Consider the following 15,946-nt stretch of genomic DNA (forward strand, 5'->3'; position numbering starts at 1 on the left):
CGAGCGCAAACCGATTTGGGTGATCGTCGCGTTCGCCGTAGCTTGGAATGCCATTGTGCAGACGCTTCCGCCTCCCTTCCCAAATCTTTGGAAGGTCTTGCTGGGAGACATTCCGGCGCATCTCCTCTACGCCCCCGCCTTCTTCGTGGGATTTCTGATCGCAGGCAGCGAGCGCTTCTGGAACGGACTCACCGATGCGCGCCGATCTCTCGGCCTCTTGGCTCTCGCTGCGATGTTGCTGAACTTGACGTTGCTTCGCTTTTCACAGGTCCATCCCTCAGTAGAGGCGAACTTGGTCGCCAACATTTCGAAGGGCGTCTTTGGCGGCGCGATGGTCTTCGCCGTTTTTGCCTGGGGGCGATGGGCACTGTGCGAGCCGATTCCAGGCTTGGCATATGCGACCGACGCTATTCTTCCCGTCTATTTGTTGCATCAGACCGTGCTCGTCGTCGTCGCCTACGCATCCGGCGCAATTCATTGGCCCGTCATCCTCGCAATGCCATTTCTCGCGCTGACGTCATTTGCCCTGCCCCTGCTCGTTTATCATCTCCTCATCCGCAACGTGTCCTGGCTGCGTTTTCTTTTCGGCTTGAAGGCTCACCCCGCCAAAGCCGCCGCGTAGCTAAGAATTCGCCTCGCCTGTTCGATGTCTGCTACACGTCTCCCGATCGTTTAAGCACTGTCGGAGATTGAGCGATGATTTACGAGCTGCGCGTCTATCATGCGGTCGCCGGGCAGATGCCCAAGCTCCTCGCGCGGTTCAAGGACAAGACCATCCCGATCTGGGAGACACACGGCATTCGGCCCATCGGCTTCTGGACGACGCTGATCGGCGAGTCGAACCACGAGCTGACCTACATCCTGCAATGGGACTCGCTTGCCGACCGCGAGCAGAAGTGGGCCGCCTTCCAGAACGATCCGGTCTGGCATCAGGCGCGCGATGAGAGCGAGCGCAACGGCCCGATCGTCGCCTCGATCGCCAACCAGATCCTCACGCCCACCGCATTCTCGGCGCTGAAGTGAGTGGCGCCGCCTGTGGACCTTCCCCTAACGGTCAAGCCGCTTCCCCGCGAGCATCTGCCGAGTGCGACGCTCGCAATGGCGCGATTTCTCATCGGCAAGACGCTGGTCCATGAGTCGCCGGAAGGGATGCTCAGCGGCCGCATCGTCGAGACGGAAGGATATCCGCCGGGCGACGCCGCCAGCCACGCCTTTCGCGGCAAGACGAACCGCAATCAGACTTTGTTTCTCGGCCCCGGCCATTGCTACGTCTATTTCACCTACGGCTCGTCCTTCATGGTCAATGTCAGCAGCGAGGAAGCCGGCATCGGCGCAGGCGTTCTTCTGCGCGCGCTCGAACCCCTCGAAGGAATCGAGATCATGCAGCGCAACCGCAAGAACGCCTCCGTCCGCGATCTGACGCGCGGGCCCGGACGCCTTGCCCAAGCCCTGCAGATCGACAAGCGATATGATGGCGTCGATCTCTTTGCGAAGGGCACGCTCTGGCTCGGCACCCCCGCGCGCCGCACCGGTCGCATCGCCACCAGCATCCGCATCGGCATCACGCGCGAGGTCGATCGCAAGCGCCGCTTCTTCGAGGTTGGCAATCCGAATGTCAGCGGCCCGCGTGCCCTGTCGTTGTCCTGACACGGGCGAGTGAGAGATCGATGAAGTTTTATGCGACCTCGTTTAATACGACACGCTCGGCGTTAATGCAGGCTTCAGGATATCGAGTGAAACTGCGCGCCGCGTAACCGAACCGGTCTATATCGCGCCGTCCCCAAGGAGATGCTTACATGAACAAACTTTTCGCACCCCTCTTCGCTCTCGCTCTCATCTCGATCGATATGTCGGCTGCTGTCACGCCGGCTTCGGCTCTTGGCGGCTGCGGCCCGAACCGCCATCGCAGCAGCGTCACCGGCCGTTGCATCTGGGGCGGCCAGAACCAGTCTTGGTGTGTTCGCCACACCGGCCATCGCGCCGTCCGCACGCCGAGCGGCCGCCTCGTCTGCGTTCGCTAAACGCGCAATCCCAAAGACGACACCCGGACGCGATGCACCCGCATCGCGTCCTTTTCTTTTTCCGGCGCGCTCGATCGAGCAACGCTCAATCATACAGTCTCGTGACGAGACCGCCGCAATTTCGCCCGGGACGAACTCGCGCATCGCTGTCTGAGATAGATCCGTGAACGGCCTATGAATGCCTTGTTCAGACGCTCGCTCTGGCCGCAGCGGTAGATTGAAATCGTTCGACCGACATCGGTTGAACGATTTGAGGAGCGATCCGGCAAATCAAGGAGCATGGTCAAATGTCTCGAAAGGTCACCGGCATTGTCGGTACCGTTGCGGCCGTCGTCATGTGCGACGCCTCGGCGGCAGTTGTGCAAGCTCAACCCAATCCGGGAGATGCATTGCGCGCTGAATCTTACGCCGATCTGCTTACACCGATACCCAATGCGCTCGCAGTCCTGAAGGCTGTCGATCGAAGTGACGACGCTCAAGCGCCGCGCGTGCAGCTCGCTGATTACTATCATCACCACCACCATCATCACCGCTATTGGCAGCGGTGGTACGGTGAGCCCTACTATTATCACCACCATCACCATCATCATCACGGCTATTGGCGCTGGAGATACCATCACCACCATCATCATCACCACCGTTACTACCGTGACTGGGACGACAGATAGCCTGAGCGTCTTGAGAGCGTCGTCCATGCGGGCGACGCTCGCTTCTCCAACTGCAGTCTCGCCCGAAGCAGAGAAACTTTCATGCAAACCATCCGATTTCGCGCCTTTCAATCCGGCCTCAATCCGCGCCGAACGAAGCTTGAGGTGCCCGGATGGGGCGGCCCCGCTGAGCCCCGCCGAGACGGATCGCACGAGCAGGCCTGGCACTGCACGCCCTTCACCGAAGGCGCACAGTATGGGATCGAGGTCTTCTATCCTTACGCAAACGAACTGCGCGTTACGAAAGTCGGTGGCAAAGTCCATCTCGATGGAGATTTCGGTCCTCCGCCCGATGACGATCTACAGTGGCCGCCGTTTCGCGCTTTCGGCGACAACTACTATACCTATCAGCTGCTGTTGGATCTGAAAGTCTCTGACGACTTTGCGGTGCGTGCCGAACCGCATCCACGATTCTATACGTCCACGAGCGATGACGTGCCTCTCGCCGTGCCTGCGCTGGTCCGCACGAGTTGGTGGCCGATGTTATCGTTCGTCGTCTTCAAGGCGCCGCCGGCGGGCGTAACGCACATCTTCCGTCCCGGCGAGCCGTTCATGCAATTTCTCGTCATTCCGGCCGACTCGTCTTTCGAACTCAAGGAGATGGACATCGAGGAATCGGCCGAGCGCGAATTGCGCGGTCGCCGCATTCATGCTTCGCGCGAAACGCTCGGCAAGGATTCGACCTGGGTGTCGGCGACGAACACGGTATTTGACGGCACCTACCGGCGACTGCATCGCGCAGCGAAGGACCAGGCGCGTTCCGCCAAAGCGAAGTAGCCTGCCCACATCCTCTCGCAATTCAGCCAACGCGATCGCCGGCCGGCGATCCTTTAGCGGAACACGGATCTCCCTCCGCGGCCATGACGTTTTGTCGAAGAACTCTTGCGTCAGCCCAGCGCCCGAACGCTCGCGAGCGGCGCTGCGAAGCGCCAGAAAAATCCTTCGCGCGGGAAGCCGAGTTCGACCTCAGCATTCAGTGACATCTTCGGGCTGCGGCCGATCATGACTGTGCCAAAACCGGTGCGCAGCGGCGCAATAACCGGCGGCCCGCCCGACTCCATCCACTCGATCAGCAATCTGCCTTGCTCTCTATCGCCCTGGACGGAGCAGGTTATACGCACTTCGCCATTCTCATTAGAAAGGGCGCCATACTTCGTTGCGTTCGTGGCCAGCTCATGGATGGCGAGCCCAATCGTTTCTGCAGCGGAGGGCGAAAGGGTGAAGTCCAGCTGCCCGCTCACACGCACCCGGCTGCCCACGAGATCCGAAACCGAAGCGAGTTGAGACTCGATCAGGTCGCCAAGGGAGGCCCCTCCCCAGTTTCGACTGACGAGCAGATCCTGGTTCCGGCCCACGGCTCGTAGCCGCGCCGCTAGGCTTTCTCCGAAGTCCCTGCCGGCCGTACGCGAGACCAGCGCCTGAATGACGGAGATCATGTTCTTCGCGCGGTGGTTGACCTCTTCCATCAGCATTTCGATCTGCTGCTGATTGCGACGCTGATCAGTGATGTCGGTATTAGTGCCGAACCAGCGAGATACACGACCGTCACGCCCGCGCAGAGGCATGGCTCGTGATAAAAACCAGCGATATTCACCGTCGCGGCCGCGCAGTGGGAAAGTGTCTTCCCACTCCTCGCCGGTGTCCCAGCTGCGCTGAATGCGGATTTTCACTCTCTCGACGTGATCGGGGTGGTGGACACGCGTCCATCCCCACCCCTGCATGTCCTCGATGGTCGATCCGGTATACTCAAACCAGCGGTCATTGTACCAAAAGATCGAGCCTTCATTGTCCGCCATCCATGCGAGTTGCGGAATGCTGTTCGCCAGCAGCCGGAACTGATCGTCGCTTTCGCTCAACCGGTTGCGGGCTTCCACTAAGTACGTAATATCGTGCGCGATCTTAGAGGCGCCCACCACGACTCCAGCCGCGTTGACCACCGGCGAGACGGTGATCTGAACCGGCACAAGAGATCCTCGTTTGTGGACACGCACCGTCTCGAATTTGGAGACGACCTCTCCTGCTCGAATACGCTCGCGAATGCTGGCTTCTTCTCTCGCGCGATCTTCCGGTATGATGATGTCAATAGGCCGGCCGATGACTTCCGCCGCCGACCACCCGAAGACCCTTTCAGCCGCAGGGTTCCAGCTGTGAATGTTTCCGGACAGATCCTTCGATACGATGGCATCGAAGGAGTGAGCTAAGATTGCTGAGAAATGAGCACTCCAAAGGTCCGGCTCTAGGATCTTTGGGTTCGCTTCGTCCGACATACGCCCAGCCCCTGATCTCCGTCAGAGAGATGACAGCACACTGATGAAAATTCCATAAGTGGCGATTTAGCACGCAGTAAATTTTTTCAAAGGGGCGTGGTCTATGTCGATTTATGGCAGACATGCCAAAATTATTGAACCACGATAATGTCATACAACATCTTTATTTTGGCCGACGAGACGCAGGCGGGGCGAATAAGGAGCCTCCCCTTCGCCTCTCCCATTGGGAGAGGCCGACGCGACAGCGTCGGGTGAGGAGGGCGTCGATGGCGCACGAAAAATACGCGCCCCTCACCCTGACCCTCTCCCCAAGGGGAGAGAGAAAAGGTGCCAAGCTCGAAGCGAACAAAGACTCCGCAAGCCCGTCCCCGGGGGCCGGCTGCGCGGTCGCCGGGGACAACTAATGCGTCCGAAGAAAGAATCACCGAGCCCGCGCGGGCGGCCGGCTCCCCGTTAGGGGAGTCGCCCGCGCCAAAGATCAAGCCGCAGCTTTGATCGGCCAGCCGTTGATCGTCAGCGAGCCATCGCGCACCGACACGCGCACCGTATCGCCATCCTTCACGCCGCCCGCGAGGATCTGCTCGGCGAGCGGGTCCTGCACGTTGCGCTGGATGACGCGCTTCAACGGCCGCGCACCGTACGCGGGATCGTAACCGCGATTGGCGAGCCAGCTCTTCGCCTGCTCATCAAGCTCGATCGTGATCTTGCGATCGGCCAGAAGCTTTTGCAGGCGCGCCATCTGGATATCGACGATCTTCGTCATGTCCGCGCGCTGCAAGCGGTGGAACAGGATGATGTCGTCGAGACGGTTGAGGAACTCCGGCCGGAAGCGTGAGCGCACTTCCGCCATGACTTCCTCGCGCACGGCTTCCGTTTCCTCGCCTTCCTTCTGCTCGACGAGGTACTGCGCACCGATGTTCGACGTCAGCACGATCAGCGTGTTCTTGAAGTCGACGGTGCGGCCCTGGCCGTCGGTCAGGCGACCGTCGTCCAAGACTTGCAGCAACACGTTGAACACGTCCGGATGCGCCTTCTCGATCTCATCGAACAGGATGATCTGATACGGACGACGACGCACAGCTTCCGTCAGCACGCCGCCTTCCTCATAGCCGACGTAGCCCGGAGGCGCGCCGATGAGACGAGCGACCGAGTGCTTCTCCATGAACTCCGACATGTCGATGCGCACGAGCGCGGTGTCGTCGTCGAAGAGATAGCCCGCGAGCGCCTTCGTCAGCTCGGTCTTGCCGACGCCGGTGGGCCCTAAGAACATGAACGAGCCGATCGGCCGGTTCGGGTCCTGCAGGCCGGCGCGCGCGCGGCGGACGGCCGTCGAGACTGCGATGACCGCCTCCTTCTGACCGATGACGCGCTTGCCCAGCGCATCCTCCATCTTGAGAAGCTTGTCGCGCTCGCCCTCGAGCATCTTGTCGACGGGAACGCCCGTCCAGCGCGACACGACGGCCGCGATCTGATCCGGCGTCACCGCTTCCTCGACGAGAGCGCCCTTGCCCTCCTGGGCTTCGACGTCGGCGAGCTTCTTCTCGAGTTCGGGGATCTTGCCGTAGCGGAGTTCGCCCGCGCGTGCGAGATCGCCCCGGCGCTGCGCCTGTTCGAGCGCGTTGCGCAGGTTGTCGAGCTCTTCCTTGATCTTCTGCGCCGACCCGAGCTTTTCCTTCTCGGCCTGCCAGCGCGCCGTCATCGCCTCGGACTTCTCTTGCAAGTCCGCGATCGATTTCTCGAGCCGCGCCAGGCGATCCTTGGAGGCCGCGTCGGTTTCCTTCTTCAGGGCTTCGCGCTCGATCATCATCTGCATGAGATCGCGATCGATGGCATCGAGCTCTTCGGGCTTGGAATCGACCTGCATGCGCAGCCGCGATGCCGCCTCGTCGACGAGGTCGATCGCCTTGTCGGGGAGGAAGCGATCCGTGATGTAGCGGTTCGAAAGCGTCGCCGCGGACACGAGCGCGCTGTCGGTGATGCGCACGCCGTGATGCAGCTCATACTTCTCTTTCAAGCCGCGCAGGATCGAAATGGTATCTTCGACGTTCGGCTCGTTGACGAAGATCGGCTGGAACCGGCGAGCGAGCGCCGCATCCTTCTCGATGTGCTTGCGATACTCATCGAGCGTGGTTGCGCCGACGCAGTGCAGCTCGCCGCGCGCGAGCGCCGGCTTCAACAGGTTGCCCGCATCCATCGAACCTTCGGTCTTGCCCGCGCCGACGATCGTGTGCAGCTCGTCAATGAAAAGGATGATGTCGCCCTCGGCTTCGACCTCGGACAACACGGCCTTCAGACGCTCTTCGAACTCGCCGCGATACTTCGCGCCCGCAATGAGTGCACCCATGTCGAGCGACAGCAGCTTCTTGTGCTTCAGGCTTTCCGGCACGTCGCCCTTGACGATGCGCAAGGCGAGGCCTTCCGCGATCGCCGTCTTGCCGACGCCCGGTTCACCGATCAGCACGGGATTGTTCTTCGTCCGCCGCGACAGCACCTGGATGGTGCGGCGGATCTCTTCATCGCGGCCGATGACCGGATCGAGCTTGCCGCTGCCAGCCGCTTCCGTGAGGTCACGCGCATAGCGCTTCAGCGCGTCATACGCCTGCTCGGCGTTGGCGTTGTCGGCGGTACGGCCCTTGCGGATGTCGTTGATGGCGGCGTTGATCTTGTCCGGCGTCACGCCCGCATCGCGCAAGATCTTGCCCGCGTCCGTCGCGGTGTCGAGCGCCAGAGCAAGCAGCAGCCGCTCGGCGGTGACGAACTTGTCGCTCGCCTTGTCGGCGAGCTTCTCGACGGAATCGAACAGGCGCGCCAGTTCGGGCGAGACGTAGACCTGCCCCGATCCTCCGGTAACCTTCGGCTTCTTGGCTAGGTTCGCCTCGACCGCCTTCAGGGCCGCGCGGGAATCCCCGCCGGCCTTCTGGATCAGGCCGCTCGCGAGCCCTTCCGGGTCGTCGAGCAGGATCTTTAAAAGGTGCTCAGGCGTGACCTGTTGATTGTTTTCGCGGAGCGCCAGCGATTGGGCCGATTGAATGAAGCCCTTGGCGCGGTCCGTGTAGCGTTCGAAATTCATGTCGCGTTCTCCAGCACATTCGCTCCGCCCCATGAGGCTCGGAAAGAATGCCATGCGATTTGATATTTATCACCCGAGCGCGGCCAAAGACCCGATGTTCGGCATCCCCACCCGCCCGTAGACTGCTTCCGATATAGGATGGGGCAGCGCCCGAAAAAGAGGCACTGGCAACAAAATCTGAGGGATATGCGCAGCATGGCTACGTCCGGGACAGGCACGATCGAAGCCCTTTATCGCTATCCGGTTAAGGGTTTGACGCCGGAACCGCTCGAAAGCGTCGAATTGGTACCGATGGGCACCCTTCCCTTCGACCGTGCCTATGCAATCGAGAACGGGCCGGGGCCCTTCGACCCCGCCAACCCGCAGCACCTGCAGAAAATTCACTTCGTCATGCTGATGCGGAACGAGGAGCTGGCAACCGTCCGTTCGGCCTTCGACGACGAGACCGAGACGCTGGTCATCAGCAAGGCCGGCGCCGAAATCGCCCGAGGCGACCTGCGGACGGAAGCGGGACGCGCCGCCATCGAGGACGCCATCATCCGGATCGTGACGTCAGGTCTTCGCGGCAGGCCACGGGTCGTTGTCAGCCCCGGCCATAGCTTTTCCGACGTCAAGGACAAGTGCGTGCACATCGTCAACCGGCAAAGCCTGGCCTCGCTCGAAGGCATGCTCGGAACCCCTCTCGATGCCCGCCGCTTCCGCCCCAACCTCGTCGTCGACAACATCGCTGCCTGGAGCGAACTCGACCTCGTCGGCAAGAAGCTGCGGGTTAACGGCACGACGCTCGAAATCTTCAAGCGCACCGAGCGCTGCGCCGCCACCAACGTCGATCCCGAGACCGGCGCGCGCGACCAGAAGATCCCCTCGTTCCTGTCGAAGACGCTCGGCCATACCGACTTCGGCGTCTACGCCCGCGTGCTCGACGGCGGGCGCCTCACTGTAGGCGACAGCTTCGAAGTGACCGACTGAGCAATGTAGGTCGATAGCACCTTCGGTTCACCGTCTCTGGCGGCCGGCTCCGCGCAGCGGAGTCGCCAGGTCCAAAAAAAAGAGCCCGAACCGGGCTCTTTCTGATTACTCGCTGTCTTCGTTTGCTGCCGGCGGCACGGCCGGAGCTTCAGCTGGTTCCTCCCGGCGCGGTCGGCGAACCGGACGGCGCAGGAAGGCCGGTTGCTCCTGCTCAACCGCCGCCGGAGCTACCGCTTGCGGAGCGGCGCGCTCGGCCACAGCCGGCTGCGGCGGGGCTGCCGGTTGGAAGCTGCCGCCATTGGCGTGCTCGCGATCGGCGCCGTTGCCATTGCCGCTGTTCGGACCCTGATAGCGTTCGCGCCGGCGGAAGCCGCCCTCGCCTTGCGAACCTTCACCGCCATTGTTGTGCGGCCTGCGATCGTCGCGATCCCTGAAGCGGCCCTCGCCGCCACTCGAGCCGTTGCGCGGCTCGTAACGGTCACCGCGATCACCACGATCTCCGCGGTAATCCTGCCGGTCGCCACGGTCGTTCCTGTCGAAGCGCTGACCATCCCCACGGTCGCCCCGATCGCGATCACCGCGATCTCCACGATCGTGCCGGTTGTTGTTGTTGAACCGGTCGTGGCGCTGCGGACGATTGTCGTAGCGGTTCTGGTTATCGTAATTGCGCGGCTGTTGTTGCTGCGGGAATGCCTGACCCATATCCGGCTGGCCGCCCTGACCAGCGGTTTGCGGCTGCTGGCCGGCGCCGAACTCGTCGCCCTCGTCGTCGCCGAACTCATCGCCGTCAGCGCCTTCCGGCCCTGCAAGCGAATGCGTGCGCGCGGCGCCATTCCCCATCGGGTCCATGCCGCCCTGTTGCGCCATCTGCTCGCGATAGCCAAGGATGATCCGATTGTAATGCTCAGCGTGCTGCAGATAGTTCTCAGCAAGCACCGGATCGCCCGACGACAACGCATCGCGCGCCAAGCTGATGTACTTCTCGGCAATATGCGAGGGCGTACCGCGGATCTTTACGTCCGGCCCCGAGCTTTCAAAGCTGCGCATCAGGGGATTTTGCGATTTGCGGTTATTGTTATTGTTGTTGCGTCCGCGACCGCGACGGTTCTGTTGACCTTGCCTCATGGGCTCCCGTTCATGCTCGTTGGTATTAATCTCGGCGCCGCCCGGCTTCCTGCCCAGCTGTGCCTTTGGATCTTCCGATCCAATTCAAAAATTCGGTTCTAATGTCGCCAAGAGACGTGTCCCATGGATCGCAGCCCAGGCTCCCGCTCTGCGGCCTCGGGCAAAATCGCACTAATCCCAGTCATCACGCCTGCTAAGATACTAGAGCCGTCCTCAAAGGAGCTGTCTCAGCACGCGCGCCGGAATACTTAGGCCCGGCACTCCCCGTCAGCGGACTGATTGCCCGCGAAAGCTTGTGCTGATGATCTTGAGATGGGAAGGCAGGCTCGGTCGCCGCTTCAGCGGCATCATTGGCCACGCACATCCGATCAAACTCTTCATCCAGATATTACCCCGGAAACGTATTTCCGCAAATAAGAAATGAGCGGCCGGTTCAAGGATGTATCTCCAGCGCCACAGCCCGAATGTGACCACCGAGATCCTTGCGCTGGCCCACCGGCCGCGCCCCGACATCTGTAAACAATCGCTCAACTTGCCCGGCCTGGGTCGCGCCCACTTCAAGCACCACCAGCAAAGGCCGGATCAAACTCGCGGAATCACGGGCGATCTTACGGTAAACGTCCAGGCCGTCACCGCCGCCGTCGAGCGCCAGGAGGGGGTCATAATCCCTAACGGCGCGCTCAAGTCCGCCGATCTCTTCTGTGGATATATAGGGCGGATTGGAGACTACAAGGTCGAAAGGGCCCTGACAGCCTTCGAGACTTGATGTCGCAACAAAACGCACCCGGTCAGTCACCCCATGGATCTCGGCGTTTCGGCGGGCGACGCTGAGCGCCGCCTCGCTGAGATCGGTCGCCACACCCTGCGCCTGAGGAAGCTCCGCCAGCAGCGTAACCATGAGAACACCGGAGCCTGTTCCAATATCGGCGATCGAAAACGGCCGCTCCAATAGGCCCCGCGCCTTGAGCAGGTCCATCGCCAATTCCACCACCGCCTCGGTGTCTGGGCGCGGATCGAGGACGTCCGGAGTCACGATGAACTCGCGCCCATAGAACGCGCGCTGGCCGAGGATCCGTGACACGGGCTCATGCGCCATGCGGCGCCGGGCGGCATCTTCGACTCGTGCCGCGTCGGCCCCGAGTAAGCGGGTGCCCCCGCTGATGAGTAGCGCGCCGCCAATTTTAAGAAGTCCCTGCAGCAGGAAACGCGCATCGCGCTGTGGCGCATCGATTCCGGCTTCGACCAGGAGACGCGTGAGCTCGGCATGCGCATCTGCCAGGGATTGATCGGGACGAAAACGCATCGGCAAGACCTGTCGGCGCTAAGCGCGAGCGCTAGGCTGCGCTCAGCTCGGCGAGCATCGTCGCCTGATGATCCGTGATCAACGCATCGACGAGCGCATCAAGACCGTTTCCAGCCATGACCTCTTCGAGGTTGTAAAGCGTGAGATTGATGCGATGATCGGTAACGCGCCCCTGCGGAAAATTGTAAGTCCGGATGCGCTGCGAACGATCGCCCGAACCGACCTGCAATTTGCGCGCGTCCGATCGCTCCGTCGCCGCCCGCTCGCGCTCCAGTTCGTAGATGCGCGATTTGAGAACCGCCATCGCCAGACGCCGATTTTGATGTTGCGATTTTTCCGCCGAAACGACGACGATTCCGGTCGGCAGATGCGTCATGCGCACGGCGCTGTCCGTCTTGTTGACGTGCTGTCCGCCCGCGCCGCCTGCACGCATCGTATCGATGCGGATGTCTTCCGGCCGGATGTCGATATCGATGTCTTCGGCCTCCGGCAGCACGGCCACCGTCGCCGCCGAAGTATGGATGCGTCCGCTCGCTTCCGTCGCTGGCACCCGCTGTACGCGATGCACGCCGGACTCAAATTTCAGCCGCGCGAACACGCCTGATCCCGTGATCGACGCAATGATTTCCTTGTAGCCGCCGAGGTCATTTTCAGAAATGGAAATGATCTCCGTCTTCCAGCCTTTGAGATCGGCGTAACGCGAATACATGCGAAAGAGATCGGCCGCGAACAGCGCTGCTTCATCGCCGCCGGTTCCGGCCCGGACTTCAAGGATCGCGCTCTTCTCGTCAGCCGCATCCTTCGGCAGAAGCGCGATACGCAGCTGCTGCTCGAGTTCCGTGATCCGCTCCGCCAGCGAGGAACGTTCGGCATAAGCGAGATCGACCATCTCCTTGTCGGCCGACGGATCGCGGATCATCTGTTCGAGGTCGGCACTCTCCGCTTCCGCCTTCCGAAGCGCATCGATTTGCGCCACCACCGGATGGAGTTCCGCCAGCTCCTTCGAAAGCTTGACGAACTCCGCCTGCGGCACGCCGTGGTTCAGCAGGTCCTGAATGGCCAAGAAGCGTTCAGATAAACGTTGGAGTTTCTCGCGGGGTAGGGCTGACATGTATCCGATGAGGTTCAGGGCGGCGGATGAACTCCGGCCGCAAAAGAAATAGCGCGCGCCTAAGGCGCTCGGCGGCGGTATCTAATACGAACCGCCCGTAATCTGCAATTTATCACCCCGCCGGGTGCGCGGGTCGTCAACTTCTATATAGCGCAAACCGTCCCGGACCGGGCCGTAATGCTCTTGCATGTAAGTGCTGACCCACTGCACGCCCAGGCTGAACGGCTTGGAAATCGTCGCGAAAATCGACGAATGCATCAAAATGAAGAGCAGTCCGAGCGGCAGAGACAGCGCGTAGAGCGCCCGTTGCGGCCGCGCCCGCACACTGTCGATCGCCTCCTGGGGCAGCCGCCGCGCACCGCTCGCGATCGCTGACCCGGCCCTTAGAAGATTTCTGCTGGAATTTGCGAGCCGCGACTGGGCGGCATCGGCCTCGGCCACCTGGGTCGGCCTGGAAATCTGACGCGCTGGCAACTGCGCCCGTGGCTGCGGCTGAGGCGGGTACGGCTGCCGCACGAGAGGATGCGGCTCCTCGTAAAACTGAGGTGCGGCGGGGCGGTATTCGAGCTGTGGCAGCGCGGCCGGTGCTGCAGGAACGGATATATGCGTCAGCAGCGCGCCGACAGCGTTGAGCACCGGTCGGCCGTTGACCCCGGCCATGGACGTGTAGGTCATGATGATCGCGGACGTCTCGGACCAAGCCGGCAGATATTCGACCTGGCCCGTCTCGAGCGCTTCGACGAATTCCGGCCGAACCGCGAGATAATGAGCAGCCTGCGGCACCGTCAGCCGGAGCGCCTGCCTCAAATCGATAAAGAAACGCGCGATTAGTGCTCGGCTTTCCGTCTGCGCCTGTAAAGACGCGTCGTAGCGGCCCTGAATGGCCGGCCCACGCTCATGACTTCCAACCGAAACGTTCCGCCCAACGCCCCGACGCATACCCTCTTCCCGGCTAATACCCAGCCGAGCCCCTGTTAAGGATATCCTTGGCGAAAAAACGCTTGTTTGTCAAAGCCCAAAGCAAAAACGGGCTCGCGCGCGTTAACCGTCGATCGCGACGCGTTCATTTTCTGCAAACTGCTGCAAGGACATGCGCACGTCCTTCGCACCCTCTTTCAAAAGATTGTCGACGAGCGCGGTCACCTTCGCCGCGTCGAGCGTCAGCACCATGGATTTTATCGGACCGATCGAAGCCGGGGCCATCGACAGAGAACGGAAGCCCAATGCGATGAGCGTCATCGCCTCGAGCGGGCTCCCCGCCATCTCGCCGCACAACGTCACCGGCACGCCGTGGACGTTCGCCGTTTGAACAAGCGAACGAAGCGCCCGCAACGGCGCCGGCGCCAGCACGTCGAAGCGGCTGGCGACTCGAGCATTCGTCCGGTCGGCAGCGAAGAGGAATTGCATCAGATCGTTGGAGCCGACGGACACGAAATCGACGCGCGACAGGAAGGCGTCGAGCTCGAACAGCAGCGCTGGAACTTCAAACATCGCGCCGATGAGGATCGTGTCGGGTAGCTCGTGGCCATGTTCGGTGAGGAACGCTTTCTCCCGCTCGATCAGTGCGCGGATCGCACCGAGTTCGTAGCCAGCCGACACCATCGGAATCATCATGCGCAGCTCTCGCCCCGCCGCTGCCTTGAGCAGCGCGCGCACCTGCAAGCGGAACAGCTCCGGCCGATCGAGCGCCATGCGAATGGCCCGCCAGCCCATCGCCGGGTTCTCTTCCTTCGGCTGGCGCAGATAAGGAAGAACCTTGTCGCCACCGATGTCCAGCGTACGGAAAACGACGGGTTTGCCCCGCGCCTCGTCGATCACGGACTTGTAGAGCTGCGTCTGCCGGTCCAGACGCGGGAACGCTTCCGACAGCATGAACTGCAATTCGGTGCGATAGAGCCCGATGCCGTCCGCGCCCGATTCCTCAAGATGCGGAAGATCGACCAGCAAACCCGCGTTCATCATCAGCGCGATGTTGACGCCGTCCTTGGTGACCGCCGGCCGGTCGCGCAGCGATTGATAGCGCCTTTGCCGTCGAGCGCGAAACCGCACCTTGTCCGAGTAGGCCGAGATCAACTCGGCCGTCGGCCGCAAATGCACTTCACCCGTTACCGCATCGATGATCGCGGCATCGCCTGCCGAGACGCGATCGACGATGCCGGTCGCTTGTCCGACCGCAGCTATGCCCAGCGCTTTGGCGACGACCGCAACATGGCTCTGGCTCGAACCGTCCTCGACGACGAGACCGCGCAAGCGGCTACGATCATAATCGAGGAGTTCCGCCGGCCCCATCGTCCGCGCGACTAGAATGGTGTCAGGCGGCAGCCCGCCATCGTCCTCGGAACTCTTGAGGCGCCCGGCAAGCACCCGCAACAAGCGATCCGACAAATCGTCGAGGTCCCGCTGCCGCTCGCGCCAATAAGTGTCGTGCTGGCGGAGCATGCGCGTGCGCATGGCGTTTTGAACGCGGTCGACGGCGGCTTCCGCGGTCAAGCCGCCCTCGACGGCCTCACGCAGCCGCCGGTGCCAGCCCTTGTCGTGCGCGAACATGCGATAGGCTTCGAGCACGTCGCGATGCTCGCCGACGTTCGACAAATGCTCCTGCTCGAACATCTCGTCGATGTTCGCCTGGAGCTTATCGAGCGCGATCGCCAGGCGCTCCAGTTCGAGCGCGGGATTTTCCGACAGCAGCTGCGTGACGACGATGCGCGGCTCGTGCAGCACCACATGTCCGAGCGCGATACCCTCGGACAGCGGCTCGCCTTCGACGAGCAGCGGCTGCGATCGTGATGCCTCGACGGCCGCGACCGTGCCGGCGACCGCACCCGAGACAAGGTTCTCCGCGATCACCATCGCGGTCGCCTGCATCACCTCGACGTCCTCGTCGGAATACTCCCTCGGCGTACGATTCTGAATGACGAGCACGCCGAGCACCTGCCCTGAGCGCGCAATCGGAACGGCCAGCAGTGAGTGATAGATTTCCTCGCCCGTCTCCGGACGATACGAGAAGGCCGGATGGCTCGAGGCTTCCGGCTCGTTGACGGTGACCCCCAGCTCGGACGCCCGGCCGACGAGGCCCTCGCCGCGCTTCAGCCGCGTGGAGTGGACGGCAGTGGGATTGAGCCCTTCGGATGCGAACAGCTCCAAGGACCCGTCCTGCCGCTTCAGATAGATCGAGCAGACCTCGGCGACCATGACGCCGGATATCTGCCGCACGATGCGATCGAGCTTATCCTGCCCGTCGCCCTCGTCGGACATGATTTCCCGCAGATGGCGCATGATGACCCGGAGCGAGGTTTCGCTCGGAAGGGGTCTCGGATCGTCGCGCCGTACCATCTTGCCTGCCCATCGTCCCGCCGGCACGAGCTGTCCGGCA

Annotated in this window: 14 protein-coding genes; 7 read left to right on the top strand and 7 right to left on the bottom strand. The window is 62.1% G+C overall.

What is annotated here, in order from left to right; all coding sequences use genetic code 11:
- From EKK30_RS02235 to EKK30_RS02260, 6 genes are all read left to right on the top strand, one after another.
- A partial coding sequence (locus EKK30_RS02235) for a hypothetical protein (RefSeq protein WP_290979628.1) occupies nucleotides 1-622 on the top strand: 622 nt, incomplete at its 5' end.
- A gap of 74 nt (nucleotides 623-696) precedes the next feature.
- Nucleotides 697-1,023: an NIPSNAP family protein gene (locus tag EKK30_RS02240; protein WP_290979631.1), complete on the top strand. Its 327-nt coding sequence runs from the start codon at nucleotides 697-699 to the stop codon at nucleotides 1,021-1,023.
- Entirely contained in the window at nucleotides 1,024-1,647 is a 624-nt protein-coding gene (locus tag EKK30_RS02245) for a DNA-3-methyladenine glycosylase (RefSeq protein ID WP_290979634.1), read from the top strand.
- Between the two features lie 149 nt (nucleotides 1,648-1,796).
- Nucleotides 1,797-2,021, top strand: coding sequence for a hypothetical protein (locus tag EKK30_RS02250; RefSeq protein WP_290979637.1), 225 nt, complete (start codon nucleotides 1,797-1,799; stop codon nucleotides 2,019-2,021).
- 287 nt (nucleotides 2,022-2,308) lie between these two features.
- A complete protein-coding gene (locus EKK30_RS02255; RefSeq protein WP_290979639.1) occupies nucleotides 2,309-2,689 on the top strand; it encodes a hypothetical protein in 381 nt (126 codons plus the stop codon).
- Between the two features lie 81 nt (nucleotides 2,690-2,770).
- On the top strand, nucleotides 2,771-3,505 hold the full coding sequence (locus EKK30_RS02260) for a hypothetical protein (RefSeq protein WP_290979641.1): 735 nt from the start codon (nucleotides 2,771-2,773) through the stop codon (nucleotides 3,503-3,505).
- A gap of 110 nt (nucleotides 3,506-3,615) precedes the next feature.
- Here the strand turns inward: EKK30_RS02260 and EKK30_RS02265 are convergent, their stop codons facing one another.
- Both EKK30_RS02265 and clpB read right to left on the bottom strand, forming a co-directional pair.
- Complete coding sequence (locus EKK30_RS02265) at nucleotides 3,616-4,995, bottom strand: sensor histidine kinase (protein WP_290979644.1); 1,380 nt, start codon at nucleotides 4,993-4,995, stop codon at nucleotides 3,616-3,618.
- Between the two features lie 478 nt (nucleotides 4,996-5,473).
- Nucleotides 5,474-8,065, bottom strand: coding sequence for an ATP-dependent chaperone ClpB (gene clpB / locus EKK30_RS02270; RefSeq protein WP_290979647.1), 2,592 nt, complete (start codon nucleotides 8,063-8,065; stop codon nucleotides 5,474-5,476).
- A gap of 195 nt (nucleotides 8,066-8,260) precedes the next feature.
- Between clpB and EKK30_RS02275 the strand changes: the two genes are divergently transcribed.
- Entirely contained in the window at nucleotides 8,261-9,034 is a 774-nt protein-coding gene (locus EKK30_RS02275; protein WP_290979650.1) for an MOSC domain-containing protein, read from the top strand.
- Between the two features lie 105 nt (nucleotides 9,035-9,139).
- Here EKK30_RS02275 and EKK30_RS02280 read toward each other — a convergent pair whose 3' ends face one another.
- From EKK30_RS02280 to ptsP, 5 genes are all read right to left on the bottom strand, one after another.
- Nucleotides 9,140-10,159 carry a DUF4167 domain-containing protein gene (locus tag EKK30_RS02280; protein ID WP_290979653.1) on the bottom strand — a complete coding sequence of 340 codons (1,020 nt, stop codon included), beginning with the start codon at nucleotides 10,157-10,159 and terminating at the stop codon, nucleotides 9,140-9,142.
- A gap of 433 nt (nucleotides 10,160-10,592) precedes the next feature.
- Complete coding sequence (gene prmC / locus EKK30_RS02285; RefSeq protein ID WP_290979656.1) at nucleotides 10,593-11,462, bottom strand: peptide chain release factor N(5)-glutamine methyltransferase; 870 nt, start codon at nucleotides 11,460-11,462, stop codon at nucleotides 10,593-10,595.
- Nucleotides 11,463-11,493: 31 nt separating this feature from the next.
- Nucleotides 11,494-12,573 carry a peptide chain release factor 1 gene (gene prfA, locus EKK30_RS02290; RefSeq protein WP_290979659.1) on the bottom strand — a complete coding sequence of 360 codons (1,080 nt, stop codon included), beginning with the start codon at nucleotides 12,571-12,573 and terminating at the stop codon, nucleotides 11,494-11,496.
- Nucleotides 12,574-12,654: 81 nt separating this feature from the next.
- Nucleotides 12,655-13,512, bottom strand: a complete 858-nt coding sequence (locus EKK30_RS02295) for a helix-turn-helix domain-containing protein (RefSeq protein ID WP_290979661.1) — start codon at nucleotides 13,510-13,512, stop codon at nucleotides 12,655-12,657.
- Between the two features lie 102 nt (nucleotides 13,513-13,614).
- Entirely contained in the window at nucleotides 13,615-15,906 is a 2,292-nt protein-coding gene (gene ptsP / locus EKK30_RS02300) for a phosphoenolpyruvate--protein phosphotransferase (protein WP_290979664.1), read from the bottom strand.
- Nucleotides 15,907-15,946: the final 40 nt, after the last annotated feature.

Origin of the sequence: Hyphomicrobium sp. (assembly GCF_003987855.1) — a bacterium.
In the GTDB taxonomy this organism is placed as follows: domain Bacteria; phylum Pseudomonadota; class Alphaproteobacteria; order Rhizobiales; family Hyphomicrobiaceae; genus Hyphomicrobium_B.

Excerpts from the sequence above, each read along its gene's own strand:
- ptsP (WP_290979664.1), bottom strand. The coding sequence starts at position 15,906 with ATGGTACGGCGCGACGATCCGAGACCCCTTCCGAGCGAAACCTCGCTC.
- EKK30_RS02255 (WP_290979639.1), top strand. The coding sequence starts at position 2,309 with ATGTCTCGAAAGGTCACCGGCATTGTCGGTACCGTTGCGGCCGTCGTC.
- clpB (WP_290979647.1), bottom strand. The coding sequence starts at position 8,065 with ATGAATTTCGAACGCTACACGGACCGCGCCAAGGGCTTCATTCAATCG.
- EKK30_RS02275 (WP_290979650.1), top strand. The coding sequence starts at position 8,261 with ATGGCTACGTCCGGGACAGGCACGATCGAAGCCCTTTATCGCTATCCG.
- EKK30_RS02260 (WP_290979641.1), top strand. The coding sequence starts at position 2,771 with ATGCAAACCATCCGATTTCGCGCCTTTCAATCCGGCCTCAATCCGCGC.
- prfA (WP_290979659.1), bottom strand. The coding sequence starts at position 12,573 with ATGTCAGCCCTACCCCGCGAGAAACTCCAACGTTTATCTGAACGCTTC.
- EKK30_RS02280 (WP_290979653.1), bottom strand. The coding sequence starts at position 10,159 with ATGAGGCAAGGTCAACAGAACCGTCGCGGTCGCGGACGCAACAACAAT.
- EKK30_RS02265 (WP_290979644.1), bottom strand. The coding sequence starts at position 4,995 with ATGTCGGACGAAGCGAACCCAAAGATCCTAGAGCCGGACCTTTGGAGT.
- EKK30_RS02250 (WP_290979637.1), top strand. The coding sequence starts at position 1,797 with ATGAACAAACTTTTCGCACCCCTCTTCGCTCTCGCTCTCATCTCGATC.
- EKK30_RS02295 (WP_290979661.1), bottom strand. The coding sequence starts at position 13,512 with ATGCGTCGGGGCGTTGGGCGGAACGTTTCGGTTGGAAGTCATGAGCGT.
- EKK30_RS02240 (WP_290979631.1), top strand. The coding sequence starts at position 697 with ATGATTTACGAGCTGCGCGTCTATCATGCGGTCGCCGGGCAGATGCCC.
- prmC (WP_290979656.1), bottom strand. The coding sequence starts at position 11,462 with ATGCGTTTTCGTCCCGATCAATCCCTGGCAGATGCGCATGCCGAGCTC.